Origin of the sequence: Acidithiobacillus sp. IBUN Pt1247-S3, from assembly GCF_041146875.1 — a bacterium.
Lineage (GTDB): Bacteria > Pseudomonadota > Gammaproteobacteria > Acidithiobacillales > Acidithiobacillaceae > Igneacidithiobacillus.
In genome coordinates, this window is record NZ_JBFRXP010000011.1 from 70640 (window position 1) to 90048 (window position 19409).

The following is a 19409-nucleotide window of genomic DNA, read 5'->3' on the forward strand; positions in this document are numbered from 1 at the left end:
GCGACTGGCTCGGCCGGATCGCCTCTTAAGGAGCTTTGCATGACTGTGACTCGCACCGACCTCGCCAATGCCATCCGTGTCCTCAGTATGGATGCTGTTGAAAAAGCCAATTCCGGCCACCCCGGAATGCCCATGGGCATGGCGGATATCGCTGAAGTGCTGTGGAACGACTTCCTCGTCCACAACCCGGCCAACCCCCATTGGTCGGGCCGTGACCGTTTCCTTCTGTCCAACGGGCATGGTTCCATGCTGCAGTACGCGCTCTTGCACCTGACGGGCTATGACGTGTCCGTGGATGATCTCAAATCTTTCCGGCAGTGGCATAGCAAGACTCCGGGACACCCTGAATATCGCGATACCCCCGGCGTGGAAACCACCACGGGCCCCCTGGGCCAGGGTTTGGCCAATGGCGTGGGCATGGCCTTGGCCGAGCGGATGCTGGAAGGTCAGTTCAACCGTCCCGGGCACGAGATTGTCAACAACTACACCTATGTCTTCTTGGGCGATGGCTGCCTCATGGAAGGCGTGTCCCATGAGGCTTGTTCCCTGGCCGGCGTTTGGGGCCTGAACAAGCTCATCTGCTTCTACGATGACAACGACATCTCCATTGACGGGCATGTGGATAACTGGTTTGGCGATGACACCCCAGCCCGTTTCGAGGCCTACGGCTGGCATGTAGTGCGCAAGGTGGACGGGCACGATGCCGCGGCGGTGAAGCAGGCCATCATTGAGGCGCGCAGCCAGACGGCCAAACCGACCCTGATCTGCTGCAAGACCGTTATCGGCCAAGGCTCGCCCAATAAGGCGGGCAGTCACGATGTTCACGGTTCGGCCCTGGGCGCCGCCGAAGTGGCGGCTACCCGCAAGCACCTGGGCTGGCAGTACGAAGAGTCCTTCTTCGTCCCCCAGGACATCTACCAGAGCTGGGATGCTAAGGCCAAGGGCAAGGCTGCCGAGTCCGCTTGGCAGGAAAAATTCGCGGCCTACCAGGCGGCCTTCCCCCAGGAGGCAGCAGAGTTTGAGCGCCGGCTGGCGGGCAAGACCAGCCCGGCCTTTGATGCGGCCATTGCCAAGGTGATCGCCGACTTCCGCAGCGAGGCCCCCAAAATCGCTACCCGTGTCGCCTCGGGCAAGACCATTCAAGGGATTGCGGCGGCGCTGCCGGAATTCATCGGCGGTTCGGCGGACCTGAGTCCGTCCAACAACACCCGTTGGAAAGAAGCGGTGGACCTGGGCAAGCACAAGGTCGATGGCAACTATATCCACTATGGTGTGCGCGAATTTGGTATGTCCGCCATCATGAATGGTGTCAACCTCTATGGTGGCTTCCTGCCCTTCGGCGGCACCTTCCTGATCTTCTCCGATTACAGCCGCAATGCCATTCGCATGTCGGCCCTCATGGGCCTGCGCGTCGTGTATGTCATGACCCACGACTCCATCGGTCTGGGTGAAGACGGCCCCACCCATCAGCCCATCGAGCAGGTCAACAGTCTGCGTCTGATTCCCAACCTCCACGTCTGGCGTCCGGCGGATGCGGTGGAAACGGCCATTGCCTGGGAGTCTGCTGTCAAGCAGGAGCGGACGCCTTCCCTGCTGGCCCTGAGCCGCCAGAATTTGCCTGCCCTTGGGCATGATGATGCCAGTGTCGCAGCCGCGCGCCGTGGCGGGTATGTCCTTAAGGATGCCGCGGGTGGCAAGCCTGCCGGCATCCTGCTCGCCAGTGGTTCCGAGGTGGAATTGGCCCTCGCAGCGCAGGCCAAACTGGCCGAGCAAGGCATTGCCGTGCGCGTGGTCTCCATGCCCTGTCTGGAGCTCTTTGATGCCCAGGATGCGGCGTACCGCGAGAGCGTGTTGCCCGCGGCCGTGAGCAAGCGCTTGGCAGTTGAAGCGGGTACTACGGGCCTGTGGTACAAATATGTGGGTCTGCAAGGCACGGTGGTAGGTATTGACCACTTCGGCGCCTCGGCCCCGGCCCCGGTCCTGTTCGAGAAATTCGGCTTTACCGTGGACAATGTGGTTGCCCGGTACCAGGCACTGTAAGACTTTCATTCAAAAAATCTGAGGAGTTTGCCATGAGCATTCGTGTGGGTATCAATGGATTTGGACGTATTGGCCGGATGGCCTTCCGTGCGATCGCCAAAGAGGCCGAGTTCCGTCATCTGGAAGTGGTTGCTATCAATGACCTCCTTTCCGCCGACTACCTGGCGTACATGCTGCAGTACGACTCCGTGCATGGCCGTTTTGCCGGTGATGTGCAGGTCGAGGGGAACAATCTCGTGGTCAATGGCAAGACCATCCGCCTGACGGCGGAGAAGGATCCTTCCGACCTGAAGTGGGGCGATGTGGATGTGGATATCGTCATCGAGTCCACGGGTTTTTTCCTGACCACGGAGACTTGCCAGAAACATATCGATGCCGGTGCCAAGAAAGTCGTGCAATCGGCGCCGTCCAAGGACGACACCCCGATGTTCGTCTATGGCGTCAACCACGCCAAATACGCTGGGGAGAAGATCGTTTCTGCGGCCTCCTGCACCACCAACTGCCTGGCGCCGGTGGCCAAGGTGCTGAACGATAACTTCGGCATCAAGCGCGGCTTGATGAGCACCGTGCATGCCGCCACCGCCACGCAGAAAACCGTGGATGGCCCGTCGCACAAAGATTGGCGTGGCGGCCGCGGCATCCTCGAGAACATCATTCCTTCCTCCACCGGCGCTGCCAAGGCGGTAGGCCGGGTCATTCCGGAGCTGAACAAGAAGCTGACTGGTATGGCCTTCCGCGTACCGACTTCGGACGTCTCGGTAGTCGATCTGACTGCGGAGCTGAACAAAGAAGCCAGCTACGAGGATATCTGCAAGGCGATGAAGGCCGCCAGCGAAGGCCCACTGAAAGGCGTGCTCGGCTACACCGAAGATGCCGTGGTCTCGACAGACTTTCGCGGCTACTCGGCGCCGTCCATTTTCGACGCCAAGGCTGGCATCCAACTCGACACCACCTTCGTCAAAGTCGTGTCCTGGTATGACAACGAGTATGGCTATACCTGCAACATGCTGCGTTTCGTCAACCACGTAGCGAGCAACTGAGACGGGAGGCGAGCATGCAGATCCTGACCTTTGCAGAAGTGTGCAAGCGCGGGGAGGCGCGGGGCAAGCGCGTCTTCATCCGTGCTGATCTCAACGTTCCCCTGAATGACGCCGGTGAAATCACCGAGGATACTCGCGTGCGGGCCTCGGTGCCGGCAGTGCAGATGGCGCTGGACGCCGGCGCGGCGGTGATGATTACCTCGCACCTCGGGCGCCCGACGGAGGGGGAATTTCATCCGCGAGATTCTCTGGCGCCAGTGGCCCAACGTATGTCCGAGCTCTTGGGCAAGCCAGTGCGCTTGCAGCAGGCCTGGGTCGATGGCGGCTTCGAGCTGCATCCCGGTGAAGTGGTGATGCTCGAGAATTGCCGTCTGAACAAAGGCGAAAAGAAGAACGATGACGCGCTTGGGCAGAAATATGCCAGGCTCTGCGACATCTTCGTGCATGATGCTTTTGGCACCGCTCATCGGGCGGAAGCCAGTACCTACGGAATCGCGAAGTATGCGCCCATTGCCTGTGCCGGCCCCCTCCTGGCGGCGGAAATCGACGCCATCAATCGTGCGCTGGCCAATCCTAAGCGGCCCTTGGTCGCCATCGTTGCCGGCTCCAAGGTATCGACCAAGCTCACCATTCTGCAGAGTCTCGCTGACAAGGTCGATGGGCTGATCGTTGGTGGCGGTATTGCCAATACCTTTATGCTCGCCACTGGCCTGCCCATTGGCAAGAGTCTGGCGGAGGCGGATTTGGTAGAGGAAGCCAAAAAGGTCATCGAAAAAATGAAGGCGCGTGGCGCTGCGGTACCGATCCCTGTAGACGTAGTAGTCGCCGATCGCTTTGCCGCCGATGCCAAGGCTACGGTCAAGGCAGCCGCGGATGTCAGCGCCGACGACCTAATCCTCGATATTGGCCCAAAGACGGCGGCCCAGCTTTCCGAACAGCTCATGAAAGCGGGGACCATTGTCTGGAATGGTCCAGTAGGGGTGTTTGAGTTTGATGCCTTCGCCAGTGGCACCAAGGCGGTGGCAGAAGCGGTCGCTGCCAGTACTGGATTCTCCATAGCGGGTGGTGGGGATACCTTGGCGGCAATTGCCAAGTATGGCATTGCCGACCGTGTTGGTTACATCTCGACTGGTGGTGGGGCGTTCCTCGAGGTACTCGAGGGCAAGACCCTGCCGGCTTTTGAAATTCTTGAGGCTCGTGCCCGGGGGTAGACCCATGATTCGCCGCACCAAGATCGTTGCGACGTTAGGACCGGCTAGTAGTTCCGCCGAAGTGATCGATCGTTTGATCGAGGCGGGGCTAGATGTAGTGCGCCTCAATTTCTCCCACGGCAGTGCCGAGGGCCACTTGCGCACGGCAGAGTTGGTGCGGGAGCGGGCGCGGGCGCATAGCCGGGCCATCGGTATTCTGGCCGATCTACAAGGGCCGAAGATCCGTATTGGCAAGTTTGCCGAAGGCAAGATTCAGCTGCGCGAGGGTGACCCCTTTATCCTCGACATCCACTGCGATCTGGGTGACCAGACGCGGGTAGGAGTAACCTACCCGCAGTTGGTGAAGGACGTCGAGCGTGGCGCGACCCTGTTGCTCAACGACGGCATGATTGTGCTTTGGGTAGACAAAGTGCAGGGCAACGAGATCCACACCCGGGTGGTGCAGGGCGGTGAACTCTCCAACAACAAGGGGATCAACCGTGCTGGCGGCGGGCTCACCGCCCCGGCGCTCACCGACAAGGACCGCCAGGACATCATCACCGCAGCGCAGTTAGAAGCGGATTATCTCGCCGTCTCCTTTCCGCGCAGCGCCGCCGATATGGACGAAGCGCGCCGTCTCTTCCGCGAAGCGGGTGGGCATGGTGCCTTGGTGGCCAAAATCGAGCGTGCCGAGGCGATTGATGCTATCGAGGAGATCCTGCAGGCCTCCGAGGCAGTCATGGTTGCCCGTGGTGATTTAGGTGTGGAAATTGGCGATGCGGCGGTGCCACCGGTACAGAAACGTATCATTGCCATGGCGCATCGCTACAATCGCATCACCATCACGGCTACGCAGATGATGGAGTCGATGATCCATCAACCCATTCCTACCCGGGCGGAAGTGTCCGACGTTGCCAATGCGGTACTGGACGGCACGGATGCCGTTATGCTCTCCGCCGAGACGGCCTCTGGGCAGTATCCTGTAGAGGCGGTCGCGGCGATGGCGCGTACTTGCCTCGAAGTCGAGCGGCAGATGCCCTGCGATGCCGATGAACCCTTCTTCAATCGCGCGCTGGAGCGCGTGGATGAGACGATTGCGGCCGCCGCGATCCTCGCCACGCAACGGGCACCCATTGCGGCGATCGCCGCCTTTACCGAAAGCGGCTCTACGGCTTTGTGGTTATCACGCACGGACTCGCGCGTGCCGATCTACGCCTTGACGCCACAGGTCTACACGCGCCGCAAGGTGACTTTGTACCGTGGTGTGCATCCGGTTAACTTCCCGCAAAGCCGGCATGATGACCCCTTGCAGGTCATGCGCGCGGCGGAAGACGAGTTGCGTCGCCGTGGGGTAGTGCGCGATGGCGACTTGATCTTGATTACTATCGGTGAGCCGATCGGCGCACCGGGGGGCACAAATACCCTGAAGCTGGTACGTGTGGGTGCGGCCAGCCAGATTTGAAGCGTAACCGTTTTTTCTACTGCAAGTGAGGTAATCGTTATGGCAATGGTATCTATGCGGCAACTGCTCGATCACGCCGCCGAGCACGGGTATGGCATTCCCGCTTTTAACGTCAACAACCTGGAACAGGTGCGCGCGATTATGGAGGCGGCTGCAGCAACCGACGCCCCCGTCATCCTGCAGGCCTCTGCTGGCGCCCGTAAATATGCTGGCGAGCCTTTTCTGCGCCACCTGATTCTTGCCGCTGTGGAAGAATACCCCGATATTCCGGTGGTGCTACATCAGGACCATGGTGCCAGCCCGGCAGTTTGTATCCAGGCCATCCGTTCGGGCTTTACCAGTGTCATGATGGACGGCTCGTTGCTGGAGGATGCCAAGACCCCCGCCAGCTACGACTACAACGTCGCCGTCACTGCCAAGGTGGTGGAAATGGCGCATGCCGTAGGCGTGACCGTCGAGGGCGAGCTGGGCTGCCTCGGCTCCCTCGAGACCGGCATGGCCGGCGAGGAAGATGGCGTCGGCGCGGAAGGTTGTTTAAGCCACGACCAGCTTCTCACCGACCCTGAGGAGGCCGCCCAGTTCGTCAAGGCAACTAAGCTCGATGCCCTGGCCATTGCTATCGGTACCAGCCACGGCGCTTACAAATTCACCCAGCCGCCTACCGGAAAAATCCTGCGTATTGACCGTATCAAGGAAATTCACGAGCGTATCCCGGATACCCACCTGGTAATGCACGGCTCCAGCTCGGTGCCGCAGGACTGGCTGAAGATCATCCATGAATTCGGTGGCGATATCGGCGAGACCTATGGCGTGCCGGTGGAAGAGATCCAGGAAGGCATCAAGTATGGCGTGCGTAAGGTAAACATCGACACCGATCTGCGTCTTGCGGCGACGGGTGCCGTCCGCCAGAGCCTGTACAAGAACCCGAAGAACTTCGATCCGCGCAAGTTCCTCACCGCCTCCCTCGACGCCATGCGTGATATCTGCAAGGCACGTTACGAGGCCTTCGGTTCTGCCGGTCAGGCCAGCAAGATCAAGGTGATCCCGATGGATACCATGGTCAAGCACTACAAGGCGGGTGATCTCGATCCGCGGGTCAAGGGCGTCTAAGTCTCTTCGCCCCCTCCGCCGCCTCTGGGTGGCATGCTGTACTGGGGCGCCTGCGGGCGCTCCAGTCGTCTGCAAGGAGTCGTAATATGCCTCAGTACAAGATTTCTCCCTCGATTCTGTCCGCCGACTTTGCCCGCCTGGGCGAGGAAGTGCGGGCGGTGGACGAGGCCGGTGCCGATTACATCCATGTGGATGTGATGGACAACCATTTCGTCCCCAACCTCACCATCGGACCGCTGGTGGCCGCTGCCATCAAGCCGCACACCAAGAAGCCCCTGGACGTGCACCTGATGATCTCGCCAGTGGATGGTATTATCCCCGAATTTGCCAAGGCCGGTGCAGACATTATTACCGTGCATCCCGAGGGTACCATCCATCTTGATCGTACTATTCAGCTCATCCACAGCGTTGGCTGTAAGGCCGGCGTTTCGCTGAACCCGGCGACCCCCCTGGAGGTACTGGACTATGTTCTTGAAAGCATCGACCTGGTCCTGGTGATGAGTGTCAATCCCGGTTTTGGCGGTCAGAGTTTCATCGACTACAGCCTGCGCAAAATCGAGGCAATCCGTAAGCGCATCGATGCCACCGGCAAAGCGATTGAACTGGAAGTGGATGGTGGCGTGAAGGTAAACAATGTGCGCCAGGTGGCGGATGCCGGGGCGGATGTTTTCGTCGCTGGCAGTGCCATCTATAACACCCCGGATTACAAGGCGACCATCGGCGCCTTCCGTGCCGCCTTGGCCGGCTGAGTTACGCGCAGATGACGACGCAGAGCTTTGCCGCACAGATGGTGCTGATCGATCTCGACGGCACCCTCATCGACACCGCCCCGGATCTTGCCGGGGCGGCTAACCATGTCCTGCAGTCTTTGGGACGCCCGCCGGCGCCGATGCCCGTGATTCGTGGTTTCATTGGCAATGGCGTGCGCGAGTTGATGCGCCGCGCCCTGGCCATTGAGGCAGAGCCTACGGAGGCCGAGGTAGACGCCGCCATGCCGGAGTTTTCCGCCTATTATGGGGCACATCTCACTGCGCACAGTGTTGTTTATCCAGGGGTGGAAGAGGCCCTACAGGAATTGCATGCGCAGGGGCGCAAGCTGGTCTGTATCACTAACAAAGCCGGGCAATTTACCGAGCCGCTCTTGGAACGTCTAGGACTCTGCAACTATTTTGATCTGGTGCTCTCCGGTGACAGCCTGCCGCGCAAAAAGCCCGATCCCTTGCCGCTAACGCACGCCGCGGCACATTTTGGATTGTCGCCGGAACGGGGCTTGCTTGTCGGTGACTCGATCAACGACACCCAGGCAGCGCGGGCGGCCGGGATGCCAGTAGTGGCCGTGAGTTACGGCTACCGTGGTGATATGCCCCTCGCAGACTTGGCAGCCGATGTTGTTATCGATACACTGCCGCAGCTGTTACCGCTTTTGCGGTAAATTTTGATAGGGAAATGCGGGTGATATGACAGGTTTCGGGTGGAAAATTTGGCGATGGCGCAGCTGCTGATTGCAGGCTGTCCATGATTGTTATTGCCAATTTTCGAGGTGACCCGTGCTGAGTGCCGAGCGTTTCCAGTCCCTGGCCCGTGAGGGCTACAACCGTATTCCCCTGAGCCGCGAGATCCCCGCTGATCTCGATACCCCTCTATCCGCCTTTCTCAAGGTTGTGGATGGCCCTTATGCCTATCTCTTCGAGTCGGTACAAGGCGGCGAGAAGTGGGGGCGGTATTCCATCATTGGCCTACCCGCCAGTGAGCGCATAGAGATCCGCGGGCAGAAAATCCAGCGCTTTGTCGCCGGGGTCTTGCAGGAAGAATGTGCCCATGCTGATCCGCTGGTTTGGGTCAGCGAATTTCGCCAACGCTTCCGCGCCGCGCCGCTGGATGATCTGGCGGATCGTTTTACGGGTGGCCTAGTCGGTTATTTCGGCTACGACATTGTGCGTTATATCGAACCGCGCCTTGCGCGCATCGAGCCATTGCCCGACCCGCTGGATTTGCCCGAGATCCAGCTACTGGTAGCCGATGAGATTCTGATTTTCGACAACCTGCGTGGCACTCTGCGGCTCCTGCTCCAAGTCGATCCGCAACGCCCGGACGCCTATGCTGCCGGCCTGACCCGCCTCGCAGAACTGGAAGAGCGCTTGCGCGGCCCACTGCCACCGGGCAGCAAGGGCGAGCGGCGTGGCCAAGTCCACGAAGACGATTTTCAGGCAAGTTTCAGCCGCGAAGGCTATATGGTGGCTGTGGAACAGATTCGCGAATACATTGCCGCGGGTGACGTGATGCAGGTGGTGCCATCGCAGCGCTTGTCCATCCCCTTTACCGCAGCGTCGCTGGATCTTTACCGTGCCTTGCGCCGTATCAATCCTTCCCCGTATCTCTTTTACATGGACCTGGATCGCACCCAGTTGGTGGGTTCCTCCCCCGAGATCCTGGTGCGGGTGGAAGAGGGCGAAGTCACCGTGCGGCCCATTGCCGGTACGCGCCCACGCGGCAAGACGGCAGCGGCCGACCTGGCCCTGGAAGCAGAACTTCTGGCAGATCCCAAGGAGCGCGCCGAGCACCTGATGCTCATTGATCTGGCGCGCAACGACGTGGGACGAATTGCCGAGATTGGCAGTGTGCAGCTTACGGACTCCTTCGCTATCGAACGCTATTCTCACGTCATGCACATCGTCTCCCAGGTTACCGGGCGATTGCGCCCCGATCTCGACGCCATGGATGCCCTGCGCGCTACCTTTCCGGCAGGGACGGTATCCGGGGCGCCAAAGATTCGCGCCATGGAGATCATTCGGGAGCTAGAGCCGGTGGCGCGCGGGGTCTATGCCGGGGCGGTAGGGTACTGGGGCTGGAATGGCAACATGGATACCTGCATTGCCATCCGCACCGCCGTCGTGCAGGACGGACAGCTACATATTCAGGCCGGTGGTGGCATCGTTGCCGATTCCCAACCGGCGGCGGAATGGGAAGAGACCCTGAACAAGCGCCGCGCCATGTTCCGTGCCGTCGATATGGCCGAGAATGGCCTCGACCCTGAGGGGAGATAAGCCATGTTGCTGATGATCGACAACTACGACAGCTTTACCTACAACCTGGTGCAGTATTTTGGCGAGCTCGGTGCTGAGGTGCGGGTGGAGCGCAATGACGCTATCGACCTCGCGGCGATCAGCGCCCTGAGCCCTGAGCATATCTGTATCTCGCCGGGGCCCTGTACGCCCAACGAGGCCGGGGTGTCCCTCGACGTGATCCGTGAGTTTGCCGGCAAGATCCCCATCCTGGGTGTTTGCCTGGGCCACCAGGCCATTGGTCAGGCCTTTGGCGGCGAGGTCGTGCGTGCGCAACAGGTAATGCATGGCAAGACCTCCCCCATCCATCATCGCGGCCAGGGTGTTTTCGCTGGCTTGCCCGACCCCTTTACGGCAACGCGCTATCATTCCCTGATCGTCGCCCACGACACCCTCCCCGACTGCCTGGAGGTGACGGCGTGGACGGCGGAAGGCGAAATCATGGGCTTGCGCCACCGGAGCCTGGCGGTGGAAGGGGTGCAATTTCATCCCGAATCCATTCTTAGTGCCCATGGCAAAGAAATTTTGCATCATTTTCTTGTGGGGGAAGCTTGATGAAAGCGACGCGTGAGATCCTGGAAGGGATTGTTGCCGGACAGGACCTTTCGGCGCGGGAGAGCGAGGCAATCTTCTCCGCTATTATGCGCGGCGAATGGAGCCCGGCGCAGATGGGCGCCCTGCTCATGGGCCTGCGCATGAAGGGGCAGCGAGTGGAGGAGCTGGTGGGTGCCACCCGCGCCCTGCGCGCCTTCATGACCCGCGTCGAGGTCGATGGCAGCCATCTGGTCGATACCTGCGGTACCGGCGGCGATGCCTGCAACACGTTCAATATTTCTACCGCAGCGGCCCTGGTTGCTGCCGCTGCTGGCGCACGGGTGGCCAAGCATGGTAATCGCGCGGTGTCTGGGCGTAGCGGCAGTGCCGATGTGCTCGAGGCGGTAGGCCTGAATCTCGATCTGCGGCCCGAGCAGGTGGCTGCCTGTATCGATCATGTGGGAATTGGCTTTCTCTTTGCCCCTGCCCATCATGGTGCTATGCGTCACGCCGTAGGTCCGCGCAAGGAGTTGGGAATTCGCTCGCTTTTCAATCTGATGGGGCCGTTGAGTAATCCCGCTGGAGCACCGCACCAGGTTCTTGGAGTGTATAGTGAGTCGTGGCTCACACCCCTTGCCGAAGCGGCACGCGAGCTTGGCGAGCGCCATGTTCTGGTGGTGCACGGCCACGATGGACTCGATGAAATCAGCCTGTCTGGTCCTACAGAAGTGGCGGAGTTGCGCGACGGCGAAGTGCATCGCTATCGTCTGCAGCCTGGGGATTTTGGGCTGCAGGCGGCGCCTCTGGCAGCATTGCAAATTGCCGATGTGGCTGAGGCGGCGGCGGCCTTTCTGGGTGTGCTACAGAACCAGGCAGGTCCGCGTCGTGACATCGTTCTCCTCAATGCTGGGGCAGCCCTCTACGCCGCCGATGTGGTTTCCGATCTGGCGGCTGGCGTCAAGCGTGCGCGCGAGGTGATGGACAGCGGCGCGGTCTGGGCCAAGTGGGAAGACCTGCTGCAGTGCGCGCGTGAGGTCTGAGTATGGAAGACATTCTGCAAAAAATTCTGGCAGAAAAGCGCCGCGAGCTGGCGCAGCGACAAAAACGCTTGCCGCTCTCCGATCTGCAGTCGGCGGCACATCTGGTCGCGCCACCACGGAATTTTGCCCAGGCCCTGCACGAGCGGGTAGCGGCAGGAAAGGCGGCGGTGATTGCCGAAATCAAGAAGGCCTCCCCCTCGGCCGGAGTCATCCGCGAAGATTTCAATCCGGTAGAGATTGCCCGCGATTATGCAGCGCATGGAGCAACCTGCCTGTCGGTGCTTACCGATGAGGTGTTTTTTCAGGGCAGCGACAGTTACCTGACGGCAGCGCGGGAGGCCTGCCCGTTGCCGGTGCTGCGCAAGGATTTTGTCGTCGATCCCTATCAAGTTTGGGAGGCCCGTGCCATTGGCGCCGATGCGATTCTGCTCATCGTTGCGGCATTGTCCGATGCGCAGATGGCCGAACTCGAAGCCTGCGCCCTGGAACTGGGTATGAGTGTTCTGGTCGAGTCGCATGATGCCGCAGAGTTGGGACGTGCTTTGCGTCTGCGCACGTCACTGATCGGCATCAATAATCGCGATCTACGCCACTTTGTCACCAATATTCAGCGCAGTATCGAGCTTTTGCCGCAAGTCCCCGCGGATCGCTTGCTAATTAGCGAGAGCGGTATTCGCCGTCCCGAGGACGTGCAAACCCTGCGTAGCGCCGGCATCCATGCCTTTCTGGTGGGCGAGGGATTCATGCGCGCGCCGAGTCCGGGGCTTGCGCTGCAAGAACTGTTTGCAAATTGATTGCATCTTGTTCTCAGCGGTAGTGTAATCATCGGATACGCTGAGCTATTCGATGGAGAACAATATGCAAGCGACGGTAGAATGGACCGGGCCGGGAGGAATGGCCTTTCTCGCCCATGCCGACAGTGGGCATGGACTGGTGATGGATGCCTCCCCCGACATTGGTGGTCACAACCTGGGCGCGCGGCCCATGGAAATGATCCTGATGGGGCTGGGTGGCTGCTCCAGTATTGATGTGGTGATGATTCTGCAGAAGTCGCGCCAGGATATCCGCTCTTGCCGCGTGGAAATCCAGGCGGAGCGCGCCAGCGAAGACCCCAAGGTCTTTACCGAAATCCATCTGCAATTTTTTGTCGAGGGCAAAGAACTCGATGCGCGACGGGTAGCCCACGCCATCCAGCTTTCTGCTGACAAATATTGCTCAGTGAGCATCATGCTCGGCAAGACCGCAAAAATCACCCACGACTATACCATTACGGCGGTGGACTGAAATGTTATTGAGCAAAACCAGCGAATATGCCCTGCAGGCATTGATTTATTTGGCGACCCAACCGCCTGGGGAATTGGTGTTGAGCGGCGAAATCTGGGAGTACCTCAAGGATCCCGATGACCCGCGCGTGCCACCGCGCCAGTACCTCGCAAAAATTCTGCAAGACCTCAGCAAAAGCGGCATCCTCGAATCACGGAAAGGGCGCGGCGGCGGCTTTGTGCTGGCGCCGGGCGCTGAGGACAAGAATATCCTCGATGTGGTAGAGATCGTCGAGCGCAAGCCCCTGGGGCAGGGCTGTGTTCTCGGACTGAAGAAGTGTGAGGATGCCACCGCTTGCCCGGTGCACTACGCCTGGAAGCCGCTCAAGGCCGAAGTCATCGACCTGCTCAGTCAGCAGACTATTGGCAGCATGGCAGAGGCGGTGCGCGCCGGGAAGTATCGCATCCACCTTCCCGGTGGTAGCACACTGCGCGTGAAGGCCTCCGCTTAACTCCTGCTAAATCCAGAGGGCGCTGCGGGTCATGATTTTTGACAGGCCCTGCATGGCAACGCGCAGAGGGATGGGTAGGGCCTCGGCGCCCAGTTCTTCGGCCCTTTCCGCATGACCCACCTCATCGGATTCCATCTGCTCCAGGATGCGGCGGCTGCGCTCGTCTTCCAGGGGCAGGTCCTGCAGATGCTCCTTGAGATGTTCTTCGACCAGGTTTTCCACGGCAACGACCAAGCCGAGATTGCTGCCACGCCCGCGGCGCGCGGCAGCATAGCCCATACCCCAGGCCGTCGCATACCAGAGTGGCCCGAGCAGGCTGGGGCGGCTGTGTAATTCTGCCAGGCGCTCCTCGCACCAGCGCAGATGATCTTCTTCCTCACTGCGGGCGCGGCGTAGGGCTGCACAGAGCTCGGGATCGTCACTGCCCGCTTCCTGCCCGGTATAGAGCGCCTGCGCCATGACCTCGCCGGCATGATTGACGCGCATCATGCGTCCGGCGCGGCGGCGTTCCCAAGGGCGCAGCAGTTTGTCCTGCTCTTCTGCAGCGGGATTGGCCCGGCCACTGCCGCGGCTTTGTCCGCTGAGGGTACGCAGGGCGTTATCGACGGAGAGTATTGCCTGATCAAGGATATTCATAGGCTATCTGACCCGAGCTGCTATTTCAGGTTATGATGGCGCCATGTCAGTGGAGGGTCAAACATGAGTTTTTACCAACGTCATCTCTTCCTCTGCCTCAATCAGCGCGAGAATGGCGAACAGGCCTGCAACAACGGCGGCTTGGCTGAGGAAGTCTTTCATCAAGCAAAGAAGCATGCCAAGAAGCTGGGCATCCATGGGGACGGCCAAGTGCGGGTCAATCGTGCCGGCTGCCTGGGGCGTTGCAGTGAAGGCCCAATTGCAGTGGTCTATCCCGATGCGGTCTGGTACACCTACATCGATGCCGAAGACGTAAAAGAGATTGTCGAATCGCACCTGCGCGATGGCAAGCCGGTAGAACGGTTGCGCATCTGATGCTGCCCATCGATCGTAGCCATCTCTATGACGGTAAGGACGAGCTTGCCCTTGAGTGTGTGGGTGAGGTCGTGGAGATCCCCGGCCCAGCGGGGATTTTGGAAGGTCTGACCGCTTGTCCGGAAAAAGAGACGCGCGGCATTGTTGCGGTGATCCTGCATCCGCACCCCTTGTACGGCGGTACCCTGAACAACAAGGTGGTGCACTACCTCAGCCGCACCTGCAATCTGCTCGGCATCCCCTCGCTGCGCTTCAATTTTCGTGGGGTGGGCAAGAGCGCCGGCCACTATGACGCTGGCCGCGGTGAAATGGACGACTGCCTGGCGGTCCTCGATTGGGTGAGCGAACGCCGCCCAGGCTTTCCCATCTGGCTGGCGGGTTTTTCCTTTGGTGCCTATGTTGCCTATCAGGTGGCTAGTCGCGATGCGCGGGTCGAACGCCTGTTGACGGTTGCTCCGCCGGTCAATCTCTTCGATTTTTCTACGATAGCCGAGCCGAGTTGCCCCTGGACCGTGGTACAGGGGCAGAATGATGAGCTGGTGCCAGCGCAGGACGTTGCGACCTGGCTGCAAGGCCTGGAGGTACAGCCAGAGCGTATTGAACTGCCGGCCGATCATTTCTTTCATGGCAAATTGAACCTGCTGCAGAACGCCCTGCTGGATACCTATCAGGCACAGTTGGGTGCCGAGAAGCGCGACGACGCCAAGCCCTGCCGTGCCTTCTCCCCGGCTTGAGCTCGACGCGGTCGTTAAGGCCTATGGCGAACGTCCGGTTCTGCGCGGGCTGTCCTTCCGTGTGGCCGCTGGCGAATGTTACGCCCTGCTCGGCCCCAATGGGGCGGGCAAGAGTACCTCGGTACGCTGCATTCAGGGCTTGACGCCTGTTGATGCTGGCAATATTCGCCTTGAAGGGCGCCCGCTGGCGGACTGGCCTGCTGGTGGCCACGGACGGATTGGTGTGGTGCCGCAGAGCGATCAACTCGATCCAGATTTTAGTGTCGAAGAGAATCTGTGGATCTACGGCCGCTATTTTCGCCTGCCGGCAAGCGAGATTCGCAGCCGCAGTGCGGAACTGCTGTCTTTCCTGTCGCTCGAGGATTTTGCGAAGCGCCCCATTCATGCCTTGTCCGGGGGGATGCGCCGACGCCTCTCTGTGGCACGCGCCCTGATCCATCAGCCGCAGCTTCTCCTTCTCGACGAACCGACTACTGGGCTCGATCCGCAGGCGCGACATCTACTCTGGCAGCGTCTACGCGAACTGCAGCGTAGCGGCGTCACGCTCCTGCTTACGACGCATTACCTGGATGAGGCAGAACGCCTGGCCGACCGGGTGGGGATTCTCGATGGAGGACGCATCCGCGCGGAAGATTCGCCAGCGGGGTTGATTCGTACCCATATCCCGGGTGAGGTGTTGGAACTGCGCCGCCGCGATGGTGCCATGCCGGATGCGGAAAACTGGCATCAGGGACGGGTGGCGGCCGCCGAGCGGGCCGGAGATACCTTGCTGCTCTTTGACAAGCAACTCGATCCATTGCGGGCTCACTTTGCTGCTGATCCGCAATATCAAATCTTGCAACGTCCGGCGACCTTGGAGGATGTCTTTTTGCGCCTTACCGGGCGCGAGCTGCGTGAGGAGGAAGGTTGATGGGCGGGTATTGGGCCATACCTGGTTGGGGCGCTTTTGCGTTGTTGCGCCGCAATCTCTTGGTCTGGCGCAAGCTCTTGCTGCCGAGCCTGCTCGGCAATTTTGTCGACCCTCTCCTCTATTTGCTGGCCCTGGGCTATGGCTTGGGGCACTTCGTTGGCAAGATGCAAGGCATGCCCTACATCACCTTCATCGCCTCCGGTATTGTTGCCAGTTCGGCGATGAATACCGCGACCTTCGAGGGTCTGTATTCGGCCTACACGCGCATGGCGGTGCAGAATACCTACTTATCGATTTTGGCCACACCTCTGCAGATTGGTGACATCGTGACGGGCGAATTGCTCTGGTGCGCGGTCAAGGGGGCCATCAGCGCCTTGGCGATCATCATTGTGGCGAGCTTCTTCGGTGCCATCGATTGGCATTGGCAGGTCATACTGGCGCTACCGGTCATCCTGCTCACCGGCTTCAGCTTTGGCGCCATCGCGCTGGCCTTTACCGCCTTGTCGCGCAGCTACGACTTTTTTATGTACTACTTCACCCTGGCAGTCACGCCCATGTTTTTGTTTTGCGGTGTGTTCTATCCGCTGCATACCTTACCCAACTTTGCCCAGAATATCGCAGCGGTACTGCCCCTTACCCACGCTGTCCTGCTGTTGCGCCCCTTGCTCACTGGACAGGTGCCACAGCAGGTAGCGCTGCACATCGGGGTCTTGCTGGCGTACTCTATTTGCGCGTACGTGCTTGCCGCTTATCTGTTACGCCGGCGCTTGCTGGGTTGATGGCTCTGCATCAGCTCCCACAGCCAATTCAGATCTTGTAAGGGCACAACGGGCTCCGGGTGCAGAAGCTGCGGCATGAGCGTGCCGTGCCAGGTGAAGAAGGCGTTTTCCGGTAGGGCGGGGGCGAGGAGATAACCCTGAACGTAGCGCCCGCCAAGCTGTTGCCACAAGCGCAGCTCTGCGGGGCTTGCGATGCCCTCGGCAATCAGACGGATATGACTCAAGTGACTGAGCAGGCGCGCGGCGCCGGCAATGCTGAAACTGGCAATGTCGGAGCGAAATTGCCGGACGAAACCTTGATCGAGCTTGATCTCATCAAAGGGTAGGCGGGCGATGGAGAGCAGCGACGAATAGCCCGTACCAAAGTCGTCCATGGAAAGTTGATATCCAAGCTCGTGGCAGCTCTCCATGATTGGGCGTGCCGGACGACTACCCAAGACCTGGGCAGTTTCGGTGAGCTCCAGAATCAGCCCCCGGCCATCAGGGCAAATCTCCTTGAGGTCATCAATGAACTCTGGCGCCAGGAAATGTCGGGCGCCAATATTGACAGACAGCGACCAATTTTCGAGGCCGAGGCTGGCTGTCTTGGCGCGCAGGCGTGCCGCCTCGGCAAGGGCATGACGCCCGAGGAGCCGGATGAGGTGCTGGTTTTCCTCTACATAGGGCATGAACCTGCCAGGACCGATCCGTCGCCCGTCTGGTGTGATCCAGCGCGCCAAGAGTTCTACACCGGTAATGCGACGGGTCTGCAAATCGCCTTTGCCTTGCAGAAAGAAGTGGATTTCTCCGTCTTGCAGGGCATTGGCAAAGTGATGATTGACATGTAAACGCCTTTGCGCGCGCTCCCGCACGGGGCCAGCATAGAGTTGCCAGTCGTCGCGACCATTGCGCTTTGCCTGGGCCAGGGCCTCGTTGGCATGATGGAAGAGCTTGCCGATACTGTTATCATCGTTCGGAAAATGTGCCCAACCCAGAGAGCCGCTTAGGTTGGTGCAGAGCACCTTCTTGCCGGCGCTACCGATTGCACGGGCGATCTTTGGGCTGGCCAGGGCCGGGGTGTTTTTTTCCTGACACAGCAACAACGCAAATTCGTCGCCACCAACGCGACCGATAATTGCCTCGGATGGCAGAGCCGATTGGATCTGGGTGGCGATTTCCGCCAGACAGTGATCCGTGTCCTGGTCACCGTAAATGGTGTTCAGTTCATTAAAATGATCGAGATCAAGAATCCCCAACCAGCAGGGCTGCGCGCTCTGCAACACTTCCTCGGCCAAGGTCAAAAAATGCCGTCGCGTGGGCAAGCCCGTCAATGTGTCGAAATGCTGCAAGCGTTCTTTTTCCGCCTGCTCATGCTGCGACTGCAGATGTCGGCGCAGGTCATTGAGAATCAGGTCCCAATGCGCAATCAGTTGCTGACCGAAGAGCCACCGTTGCCAGCGACGAATCTCCAGGCTGAAAACCCCTGCCGGATCGTGGTTCACGGAATACAAAATGGGCCAGACGATAACCTCGCGCAGCCCGCGTAGGGCGGGATATTCTGCGCAGACCTTTGACCATGCGCCGGACACATGAGGACGGTATCGATCGGTTCGCTCCTTGCGGTGAAAGGCCAGGGTCGGGAAGAGTTGACCCCAAGGCGAAACACCTTCATCCAAATTTAGCGGTAGTTGCCGTAAGGCGTTATGAATTTCTTCGCGAATGCCGCAAATCGCAGTAATGCGCAGAAACCTGCGCGTAGCATCGGGTTCAGCTATGTAGGCGCCGTGTGCTTGGGTAACGTGCACGCTCAGTTCCACCAGGGAACGCAGTAACCTGGTCTTGGACACGTTACGCAGCATCAGCGCGCGCATCTGCTCTTGCGCCCAGCGAAAGCGCAGATCCATGTCGTACCGGTAGAGCCAGAGCAGCGACGCCAGCGCAAAGATCAGTTCCAGCACCAGCAGGATCGCCGTACCAGAACGCATGCGCAGGAGGGTTTGCCGCGCCGTAGCGTTGAGCGTGTTTTGCCAAAAGACGCGCATTTCCAGCGGTGTTCCCTGCACCGGATGACTACGCTGCAGCCAGTGCTTGGGTTCGGCTACTGCCGCGCCCCAAGCGCCATTCTGCCAGCTTGCCAATGCCGTGTGTCCGGCGTAGAGAAAAAATTGCTCGGATTGGCGCGTGCTCAAGCCACTAAAGCGCAGGGTGGCAGAGCAAGAGCGGCCGGTAGTGGAGTCCTGTACCTGCATAGGAATATGTAAGTCGCCGTCGGCGAGCGTTTTCGGTGTGCCGATCTGGCAGCTCATCCCGGGCATCCCGTGTCCACTCAAGCAACCCGTAAGGGGAAACGGCAGGGTTTCCTGGAAGCGGGTGCAGGCAAGATGTTCTGTGTACGGGTGCACTCTTTCATAGCGCGGGAGCTGCGCTGGCCAATACTGCTTACCGGCAACGACGAAGGGCAGCAGATTGCGCGCGTGGATTTGCAACATGATGCCAAGCAAGTCACTCATGCGGTGCAGGCTCTCTTCGGCAGCGAGATCCTGCCGATGGACTGCTCGCTCATGGATCTGCTCTTGCCAGTTCCAGGCAACTGCAGAAGTGAAGGCGAACAGCGCCAGGAAAAATACCGCCCATGCGGCGTAGAGCAAGAGGCTGCGTCGCCGCAATGGATCTGTTTGGCATCCGTTTTCCAGCATCTGTGGTTCCGTTACCGTCAACAGTCTGTGCGAAGACTCAGGTGCCAT

The 19409-nt window shown here is 59.9% G+C and carries 19 protein-coding genes; 17 read left to right on the forward strand and 2 right to left on the reverse strand.

The genetic code is table 11. From position 1 onward, the window contains the following. The first annotated feature begins 39 nt into the window (after window positions 1–39). The 13 genes from tkt to AB4090_RS09455 all read left to right on the forward strand — a co-directional run bounded on the left by tkt (window position 40) and on the right by AB4090_RS09455 (window position 13252). Window positions 40–2040, forward strand: a complete 2001-nt coding sequence (gene tkt / locus AB4090_RS09395; protein ID WP_369573608.1) for a transketolase — start codon at window positions 40–42, stop codon at window positions 2038–2040. A 32-nt stretch (window positions 2041–2072) separates the two neighbouring features. Beyond that, entirely contained in the window at window positions 2073–3080 is a 1008-nt protein-coding gene (gap, locus tag AB4090_RS09400; RefSeq protein WP_369573609.1) for a type I glyceraldehyde-3-phosphate dehydrogenase, read from the forward strand. Window positions 3081–3094: 14 nt separating this feature from the next. Continuing rightward, window positions 3095–4291, forward strand: coding sequence for a phosphoglycerate kinase (locus AB4090_RS09405; protein ID WP_369573610.1), 1197 nt, complete (start codon window positions 3095–3097; stop codon window positions 4289–4291). 4 nt (window positions 4292–4295) lie between these two features. Then, window positions 4296–5732: a pyruvate kinase gene (gene pyk, locus AB4090_RS09410; protein WP_369573611.1), complete on the forward strand. Its 1437-nt coding sequence runs from the start codon at window positions 4296–4298 to the stop codon at window positions 5730–5732. Between the two features lie 39 nt (window positions 5733–5771). Beyond that, window positions 5772–6842, forward strand: a complete 1071-nt coding sequence (gene fba, locus AB4090_RS09415; RefSeq protein ID WP_369573612.1) for a class II fructose-bisphosphate aldolase — start codon at window positions 5772–5774, stop codon at window positions 6840–6842. Between the two features lie 86 nt (window positions 6843–6928). After that, window positions 6929–7591 carry a ribulose-phosphate 3-epimerase gene (rpe, locus tag AB4090_RS09420; RefSeq protein ID WP_369573613.1) on the forward strand — a complete coding sequence of 221 codons (663 nt, stop codon included), beginning with the start codon at window positions 6929–6931 and terminating at the stop codon, window positions 7589–7591. Between the two features lie 11 nt (window positions 7592–7602). Further along, window positions 7603–8274, forward strand: a complete 672-nt coding sequence (locus AB4090_RS09425; RefSeq protein ID WP_369573614.1) for a phosphoglycolate phosphatase — start codon at window positions 7603–7605, stop codon at window positions 8272–8274. A 115-nt stretch (window positions 8275–8389) separates the two neighbouring features. After that, window positions 8390–9886 (forward strand): anthranilate synthase component I, encoded by a 1497-nt coding sequence (gene trpE, locus AB4090_RS09430; RefSeq protein WP_369573615.1) that lies wholly within the window; start codon window positions 8390–8392, stop codon window positions 9884–9886. Window positions 9887–9889: 3 nt separating this feature from the next. Next, the gene (locus tag AB4090_RS09435) at window positions 9890–10459 is read left to right on the forward strand and encodes an aminodeoxychorismate/anthranilate synthase component II (RefSeq protein WP_369573616.1); all 570 of its coding nucleotides are present in this window, start codon (window positions 9890–9892) and stop codon (window positions 10457–10459) included. Beyond that, entirely contained in the window at window positions 10459–11478 is a 1020-nt protein-coding gene (gene trpD / locus AB4090_RS09440) for an anthranilate phosphoribosyltransferase (RefSeq protein ID WP_369573617.1), read from the forward strand. The genes AB4090_RS09435 and trpD overlap by 1 nt, the downstream gene beginning before the upstream one ends. A gap of 2 nt (window positions 11479–11480) precedes the next feature. Beyond that, window positions 11481–12272, forward strand: a complete 792-nt coding sequence (gene trpC, locus AB4090_RS09445; protein ID WP_369573618.1) for an indole-3-glycerol phosphate synthase TrpC — start codon at window positions 11481–11483, stop codon at window positions 12270–12272. A gap of 64 nt (window positions 12273–12336) precedes the next feature. Further along, a complete protein-coding gene (locus AB4090_RS09450; RefSeq protein WP_369573619.1) occupies window positions 12337–12762 on the forward strand; it encodes an OsmC family protein in 426 nt (141 codons plus the stop codon). 1 nt (window position 12763) lies between these two features. Then, window positions 12764–13252: an Rrf2 family transcriptional regulator gene (locus tag AB4090_RS09455; RefSeq protein WP_369573620.1), complete on the forward strand. Its 489-nt coding sequence runs from the start codon at window positions 12764–12766 to the stop codon at window positions 13250–13252. A gap of 6 nt (window positions 13253–13258) precedes the next feature. Here the strand turns inward: AB4090_RS09455 and coq7 are convergent, their stop codons facing one another. Continuing rightward, window positions 13259–13888, reverse strand: coding sequence for a 2-polyprenyl-3-methyl-6-methoxy-1,4-benzoquinone monooxygenase (coq7, locus tag AB4090_RS09460; protein ID WP_369573621.1), 630 nt, complete (start codon window positions 13886–13888; stop codon window positions 13259–13261). Between the two features lie 63 nt (window positions 13889–13951). Here coq7 and AB4090_RS09465 point away from each other — a divergent pair, with 63 nt between their 5' ends. Genes AB4090_RS09465 through AB4090_RS09480 form a run of 4 tightly spaced genes read left to right on the forward strand, consistent with a single transcriptional unit; the run spans window position 13952 to window position 16686 of the window. Further along, window positions 13952–14263 carry a ferredoxin gene (locus AB4090_RS09465; protein WP_369573622.1) on the forward strand — a complete coding sequence of 104 codons (312 nt, stop codon included), beginning with the start codon at window positions 13952–13954 and terminating at the stop codon, window positions 14261–14263. Continuing rightward, window positions 14263–14997, forward strand: a complete 735-nt coding sequence (locus tag AB4090_RS09470) for an alpha/beta hydrolase (protein ID WP_369573623.1) — start codon at window positions 14263–14265, stop codon at window positions 14995–14997. The genes AB4090_RS09465 and AB4090_RS09470 overlap by 1 nt, the downstream gene beginning before the upstream one ends. Further along, window positions 14978–15907 carry an ABC transporter ATP-binding protein gene (locus AB4090_RS09475; RefSeq protein WP_369573624.1) on the forward strand — a complete coding sequence of 310 codons (930 nt, stop codon included), beginning with the start codon at window positions 14978–14980 and terminating at the stop codon, window positions 15905–15907. Before AB4090_RS09470 ends, AB4090_RS09475 begins: the two co-directional genes overlap by 20 nt. Next, entirely contained in the window at window positions 15907–16686 is a 780-nt protein-coding gene (locus tag AB4090_RS09480; protein ID WP_369573625.1) for an ABC transporter permease, read from the forward strand. Before AB4090_RS09475 ends, AB4090_RS09480 begins: the two co-directional genes overlap by 1 nt. Here the strand turns inward: AB4090_RS09480 and AB4090_RS09485 are convergent. Further along, entirely contained in the window at window positions 16656–19409 is a 2754-nt protein-coding gene (locus AB4090_RS09485; protein ID WP_369573626.1) for a putative bifunctional diguanylate cyclase/phosphodiesterase, read from the reverse strand. The genes AB4090_RS09480 and AB4090_RS09485 overlap by 31 nt on opposite strands.